This window comes from Streptomyces sp. NPDC006510 (genome assembly GCF_040611955.1).
In the GTDB taxonomy this organism is placed as follows: domain Bacteria; phylum Actinomycetota; class Actinomycetes; order Streptomycetales; family Streptomycetaceae; genus Streptomyces.
Map to the genome: position 1 here is coordinate 1 of NZ_JBEXPH010000273.1, position 6933 is coordinate 6933.

Annotated in this window: 6 protein-coding genes; all 6 read left to right on the forward strand. The window is 70.3% G+C overall.

Annotation, left to right across the window (positions count from 1 at the left end):
* Positions 1-964, forward strand: a 964-nt coding sequence (locus ABZY11_RS40430; RefSeq protein WP_356483953.1) for a DUF3152 domain-containing protein, incomplete at its 5' end; no start/stop codon positions are given.
* Positions 965-1132: 168 nt separating this feature from the next.
* The gene (locus tag ABZY11_RS40435) at positions 1133-1228 is read left to right on the forward strand and encodes an Ms4533A family Cys-rich leader peptide (protein WP_323138501.1); all 96 of its coding nucleotides are present in this window, start codon (positions 1133-1135) and stop codon (positions 1226-1228) included.
* Between the two features lie 227 nt (positions 1229-1455).
* Positions 1456-3180: an ABC transporter substrate-binding protein gene (locus ABZY11_RS40440; RefSeq protein ID WP_356483954.1), complete on the forward strand. Its 1725-nt coding sequence runs from the start codon at positions 1456-1458 to the stop codon at positions 3178-3180.
* Between the two features lie 2 nt (positions 3181-3182).
* A complete protein-coding gene (locus tag ABZY11_RS40445) occupies positions 3183-4166 on the forward strand; it encodes an ABC transporter permease (RefSeq protein ID WP_356483955.1) in 984 nt (327 codons plus the stop codon).
* On the forward strand, positions 4163-5152 hold the full coding sequence (locus tag ABZY11_RS40450; protein WP_356483956.1) for an ABC transporter permease: 990 nt from the start codon (positions 4163-4165) through the stop codon (positions 5150-5152). The genes ABZY11_RS40445 and ABZY11_RS40450 overlap by 4 nt, the downstream gene beginning before the upstream one ends.
* On the forward strand, positions 5149-6747 hold the full coding sequence (locus ABZY11_RS40455; protein WP_356483957.1) for an ABC transporter ATP-binding protein: 1599 nt from the start codon (positions 5149-5151) through the stop codon (positions 6745-6747). Before ABZY11_RS40450 ends, ABZY11_RS40455 begins: the two co-directional genes overlap by 4 nt.
* Positions 6748-6933: the final 186 nt, after the last annotated feature.

The following is a 6933-nucleotide window of genomic DNA, read 5'->3' on the forward strand; positions in this document are numbered from 1 at the left end:
GCAGCCTTCCTTCCCCGAAGTGGTGACCTTCATCAGCCCGCGCCCGGCGGGCAAGGCCTGGGTGCTGCGCCGCTGGGATCGCCACGAGAATGAGAACGACGAGTGGGACGAGCAGCCGCCCGGCGACACCGACGACCCGGCACCGGCCAAGGACGGCAAGGGAAACAAGGGCCGCACCTTCACCGGGATCGCCGCCGCCGCGGTGACCACCGTGCTCGCGGTGGTCGTGGCCGGGCAGGTCGCCCAGGACAACGGCGGCGGAACCACCGCCGCGCAGCCCGCGGGCGTCGACCGGGGCGGTCCCGACGGCACCTCCCGCTCGGACGACCGGGAGACCCCGAAGGCGGTACAGGTCAAGCCGCTCTCGTACGCGCAGAAGATGGCCAAGGCCTATCCGCTCGCCCCGGAACTGAAGGCGTCCGGAAAGTTCGAGGCGGTGCCGGGGACGGCGAAGGCCCCGGGCCGGGGACACAAGTACCGCTACCGGATCGACGTCGAGAAGGGCCTCGGTCTCGATGCCGCGCTCTTCGCCAGGGCCGTCCAGGAGACGCTCAACGACGACCGCAGCTGGGCGCACGACGGGGCGATGACCTTCGAGCGGGTCTCCACCGGCGACCCCGACTTCGTGATCACCCTGGCCAGCCCCGGGACCACCGGCGAATGGTGCAAGAAGTCCGGTCTGGACACGACCCAGGACAACGTCTCCTGCGACTCCGCGGCGACCGAGCGCGTGATGATCAACGCCTACCGCTGGGCGCAGGGATCGTCGACCTTCGGTCCGGACAAACTCTTCGCCTACCGCCAGATGCTGATCAACCATGAAGTCGGCCACCGGCTGGGGCACAACCATGTGAGTTGCGGCACCCCCGGAGCCCTCGCTCCGGTGATGCAGCAGCAGACCAAGTCGCTGAACATCGACGGAATCAAATGCCGGCCCAACGCCTGGGTGTACCCGCCCAGTTGATGTCGGCAGGAGGCGGGCCCGCGGGTGCGACGGGCCGCCTCCCGGGTATGCCGGACCCCGCAGCCTCATGTGGAACCGGCATACGCACGCCCTGATGTTGTCCGCATGGTGAGATCGCTGTCTCAATTCGCGTTGACATCCCCTGGGCGGTGATCCATATTTCTCGACATGTCACACGGCCCCGTCCTCCCCGATCGCGCAGTCATAGAGCTGGCGCTCATCGGCGTGACCGGGCACAGTGTCGCCGACATCGACTGTTGCTGACGCCTGCCCGAGCGCGCGTCCGCCCGCGGTCCGGGCCCTGAACGGGGCCGGGACCGCCATCACGACTGCCGCGCTTGGGCGCATTCCGTCCGCAGGCGCGGCAGTTCGATGTTTCCGGTCAACTTCTCCACCGATGACCGGCTTTGTGCACTCGCTCTCGCCGCTGCCCGCACGGAATTCCTTCCGTCCCTTTTCGCCAGGCAGTACATCCGAGAGGTCATCTTCCGATGCGTCAACCGTCCGTCATATCGCGCCGCGTGGCAGCGGCCACCGCAGTACTCGTCGTGGCCGCGGGTGCCGCGGCCTGCGGGCCCAAGGACAACAAGGGCGGCGACGGCAGCTCCGGTGCGGCGGGCAAGCCCGAGAAGGGCGGCACGCTCACCGTCCTCAACAGCAAGCCGCAGGAGGACTTCGACCCCGCGCGGCTCTACACCTCCGGCGGCGGCAACGTCCCCTCCCTCGTCTTCCGCACGCTCACCACCCGCAACCGGGAGGACGGCACGGCCGGTGCGAAGGTCGTCCCCGACCTCGCGACCGACCTGGGCACGCCCAGCAAGAACGCCACCGTGTGGACGTACACCCTCAAGGACGGCCTGAAGTACGAGGACGGCACCGCGATCACCAGTGCCGACATCAAGTACGGCATCGAGCGCTCCTTCGCCGCCGAACTCTCCGGCGGCGCGCCCTACCTGCGCGACTGGCTGATCGGCGGCGCCGACTACCAGGGCCCGTACAAGGACAAGAAGGGCCTCGACTCGATCGAGACGCCCGACGCGAAGACGATCGTCTTCCACCTCAACAAGCCGGAGGGCGAATTCCCCTTCCTGGCCACGCAGACCCAGACGACCCCGGTGCCCAAGGCCAAGGACAAGGGCACCAAGTACGAGGAGCACCCGATCTCCTCGGGCCCGTACAAGGTCGTCAAGAACGAGGGTGACGGCGAGCGCCTGATCCTGGAGCGCAACCCGCACTGGTCGGCGTCGACCGACGAGGAGCGCAAGGCCTACCCCGACCGGATCGACGTGCGCTCCGGGCTCGACTCCGCCGTCATCAACCAGCGCCTGTCCGCCTCGCAGGGCGCCGACGCCGCCGCCGTCACCACCGACACCAACCTGGGCCCGGCCGAGCTCGCTAAGGTCACCGGCGACAATAAGCTGGCCGCCCGCGTCGGCACCGGCCACTTCGGCTACACCAACTACATCGCCTTCAACCCGAAGGTGAAGCCGTTCGACAACCCGAAGGTGCGTCAGGCGATCTCGTACGCCGTCGACCGCTCCTCGGTGGTCAACGCGGCCGGCGGCTCCTCGCTCGCCGAGCCCGCCACCACCTTCCTGCCCGACCAGGCGGCCTTCGGCTACACGCCGTACGACCACTTCCCGGCCGGAAAGACCGGCAACGCGGCCAAGGCCAAGGAACTGCTGAAGGAGGCCGGCTACCCCAAGGGGCTGACCGTCACCCTCACGCACTCCAACGACAAGGACTTCGCCACCAGCCCGGAGATCGCCACCGCGCTCCAGGAGGCGCTGAAGAAGGCCGGAATCACCGTCAAGCTCCAGGGCCTGGAGAGCAACGACTACTCCGACACGGTCTACAACGTGAAGAGCGAGCCCGGCTTCTTCCTCGGCGGCTGGGGCGCCGACTGGCCGTCCGGCGGCCCGTTCTTCGCGCCGATCTTCGACGGACGCCAGATCGTCAAGTCCGGCTACAACTTCAACTCCGGCCAGCTGAACGACCCCGCGGTCAACAAGGAGATCGACGAGATCAACAAGCTGACCGACCTGAGCGCCGCCGCGAAGCGCTGGGGCGCGCTCGACAAGAAGGTCGGTGAGCAGGCGCTGACCGTGCCGCTGTTCCACCCGGTCTACAAGCGCCTGTACGGCGAGTCCGTCAAGAACGTCGTGATCAGCGACTGGACCGGTGTGCTCGACATCTCGCAGGTCGCGGTCAAGTAGTCATGGCAGACGCAATACCGGCCGAGGAGGCGGGGGCCGTCAAGGTCCCCGCCTCCGGGGCCCATCCGTTCTGGCGGCGGCTGCGCGCCCGGCGCGCGGCCCTCGTGGCGGCCGCGATCGTCGCCCTGCTGGTCCTGGTCGCGCTCGCCGCACCGCTGCTCGCGGGCATCGAGGGCCAGGACCCCACCACGTACCACCCGGATCTCGTCGACTCCGCCACCGGCGGGGTGCCGGTCGGCTCCTTCGGCGGGATCAGCGCCGAGCACTGGCTCGGCGTCGAACCGCTCACAGGACGCGACCTGTTCGCCCGCGTCGTTCACGGGGCCCGGGTCTCGCTCGGTGTCGCGCTCGCCGCCACCCTGCTCCAGGTGATCATCGGGGTCGGCATCGGGCTCGCGGCCGGGCTCGGCAACCGCTTCGTCGACCAGGCGCTCAGCCGGGTCACCGACGTCGTGGTCGCGCTGCCCGTCATGGTGATCGCGCTCGGCGCGCTCGCCGTCGTACCCACGAGCTTCCCCCGCCCGGTCCTGATCGCCGTGATCATCGGCCTGGTCGGCTGGTCCGGAATCTCGAAGATCGTGCGCGCCCAGACGCTCTCGCTGAAATCGCGCGACCACGTCGCCGCCGCCCGGCTCAGCGGATGGGGCTCCTGGCAGATCGCCAAGCGCGAACTGCTGCCCGCCCTGGCCGCACCCGTCATCACCTACGCGGTGCTGCTCTTCCCGTCGAACATCGTCGTCGAAGCGGCGCTGTCCTTCCTCGGGGTGGGCATCAAGCCGCCCACCCCGTCCTGGGGACAGATGCTCAGCGACGCCGACACCTGGTACCAGGCGGCGCCCACCTATCTGCTGATCCCCGCCCTGCTGCTCTTCGTCACCGTGCTGGCGCTGACCGTCCTCGGCGAGGGCGTACGCACCGCACTCGACCCGCGCGCCGAATCCCGGCTGCGGATCGGCACCGGACGGAAGAAGGAGGCCGACGCGTGAAGTGGTTCCTGCTCAGACGGCTCGGCGGGGCACTCTTCGTGCTGCTCGCCCTCAGCGTCGTCGTCTACGCGGCCTTCTACGTCGCCCCCGGCAACGTCGCGCAGATCGCCTGCGGTCCGCGCTGCTCGCCGGCACAGGTGGCGCAGGTCAGCGAACAGCTGCACCTGGGCGACCCGTTGTACCTCCAGTACGCGCACTTCCTCCAGGGTCTCTTCGTCGGCCGCGACTACTCGACCGGCACCGGCGTGCTGCACTGCCAGGCGCCCTGCCTGGGGCTCTCGTACCAGAGCGACCAGCAGGTCACCGAGCTGATCCTGGCCAAGCTCCCGGCCACCGCCTCGCTCGCCGTCGGCGCCTTCGTGCTGTGGATGCTGCTCGGGGTCGGCACCGGACTGCTCTCGGTGTGGCGGCGCGGCCGGCTGACCGAGCGGGTCCTCACCTGGATCACCCTGGCCGGCATGGCGACCCCGGTCTTCGTCATCGGACTGCTGCTGATCATCATCCTGGTCACGGCGCTCCAGATCCTGCCGTTCCCGGACTACGTACCGCTCACCGAGGACCCGGAGCAGTGGGCCTGGAACCTGCTGCTGCCCTGGATCTCGCTGGCCCTGGTGTCCGCGGCCCCGTACGCCCGGATGACCCGGGCCTCGATGCTGGAGACCCTGGCCGAGGACCATGTGCGCACCTTCAGGGCGTACGGGGTCGGCGAACGGGCGCTCGTGGGGCGGCACGCGCTGCGCGGTGCGCTGGCGCCGGTGATCGCGCTCGGCGCACTCGACATCGGCTCGATGTTCGGCGGTGCCGTCCTCACCGAGTCGCTCTTCGGGATTCCGGGGGTCGGCCGTGAACTCGTCGACGCCGTGAAGCACGTGGACCTTCCGGTGGTCGTCGGTCTGGTGCTCGTCACCGGATTCTTCGTCGTCCTCGCCAATGCCGTCGCGGACATTCTCCAGGCGATGGCCGACCGACGGGTGGTGCTGGCATGAGCCTGGTCGAAGTCTCCGATCTCTCGATCTCGTTCGGCGATGTGCGGGCGGTGGACGGGCTGTCGTTCTCGCTGGAGGCCGGCGGCGCGCTCGGTGTGGTCGGCGAGTCCGGCTCCGGCAAGAGCGCCTCGGCGTACGCCCTGCTCGGACTGCACCGGGGGACCGGCGCGAAGGTCGGCGGCTCGATCCGGGTCGCCGGAGTGGACGTGACCGCCGCGGACGACGCGGAACTGCGGGCTCTGCGGGGTGCGAAGGCCGCGATGGTCTTCCAGGACCCGCTGTCCTCGCTGGACCCCTACTACGCGGTGGGCGACCAGATCGCCGAGGTGTACCGGGTCCACAGCCGGGCCTCCCGCCGGGCGGCGCGGGCGCGGGCGGTGGAGGTGCTGGACCGGGTCGGGATTCCCGATGCGGTACGGCGATCCCGGTCCCGGCCGCACGAGTTCTCCGGCGGTATGCGGCAGCGGGCGCTGATCGCGATGGCCCTGGCCTGCGAGCCCCAGCTGCTCATCGCCGACGAGCCGACGACCGCCCTGGACGTCACCGTCCAGGCCCAGATCCTGGACCTGCTGCACGACCTGCGCCGCGAGACGGGCATGGGGCTGCTGCTGGTCACGCACGACGTGGGCGTGGCGGCGGAGTCGGTCGACGAGGTGCTGGTCATGCAGTCGGGCCGGGCGGTGGAACGGGGGCCGGTGGGCGAGGTGCTGGTGGCGCCGCGCGAGCCGTACACGCGGGCGCTGCTGGCGGCGGTGCCGCGGGTGACGGAGCCGCGCGTTCCCGGGCAGCGGATCTCTCCGGGCGCGAAGCCGGCTGACGACGCGGGCGCCCCGCTCGTCGAAGCCGTGGACGTCCGGCAGGTGTTCGGCAGAGGGAAGACCGCCCTCGCCGCCGTCGACGGGGTCTGCCTCACCGTCCGGCGCGGCGAGACCCTCGGCATCGTCGGTGAGAGCGGCAGCGGCAAGACCACCCTCGGGCGGATGCTCGTCGGACTGCTGGAACCCACCTCGGGGCGGCTCAGCCGCGATGCCCGGGTGCAGATGGTCTTCCAGGACCCCGTCTCCTCCCTCAACCCGCGCCGCTCGATCGGCGAGTCGGTCGCCGACCCGCTGCGGGCCTCGGGGGAGCGCGACGAGGTGGTGATCAGGGCGCGGGTACGGGATCTGCTGACGCGGGTCGGGCTCGCCCCGGAGAGCTACGACCGCTATCCGCACGAGTTCAGCGGCGGTCAGCGCCAGCGCGTCGGGATCGCCCGGGCGCTGGCCGCCGAGCCGGAGCTGATCGTCTGCGACGAGGCCGTCTCCGCGCTCGATGTGACCACGCAGGCCCAGGTGACCGCCCTGCTGGCGGATCTCCAGCGGGAACTGGGGCTCGCCCTGGTCTTCATCGCGCACGACCTCGCCGTCGTACGGCAGGTCAGCGACCGGGTCGCCGTGATGCGGCAGGGCCGGATCGTCGAGGAGGGCGAGGTGGACCAGGTGTACGGGGACCCCCGGGACCCGTACACCAAGCAGCTTCTGGCCGCTGTTCCCGCGCTCGATCCGGCGCTCGCTGCGGTGCGCCGCGCGGCCCGCAAGGAACTGGCCGCTGCTTGACCCTGTGTGACCGATCGCTCCCATAGCGCGACAGAACGCTACCGGGGCGGGAAAGTTACGACGGTTCACCCCTTTCGGTGGTGGGGGGGGGAAACCTCCGTGGGCGCACCCCCGCAAACCGGTAAGGTGGTGCCGCGGTGTTGCGCCCGTGCGGAGGCGGGGGCCCCCCAAGGAGGTGGGGGGGGT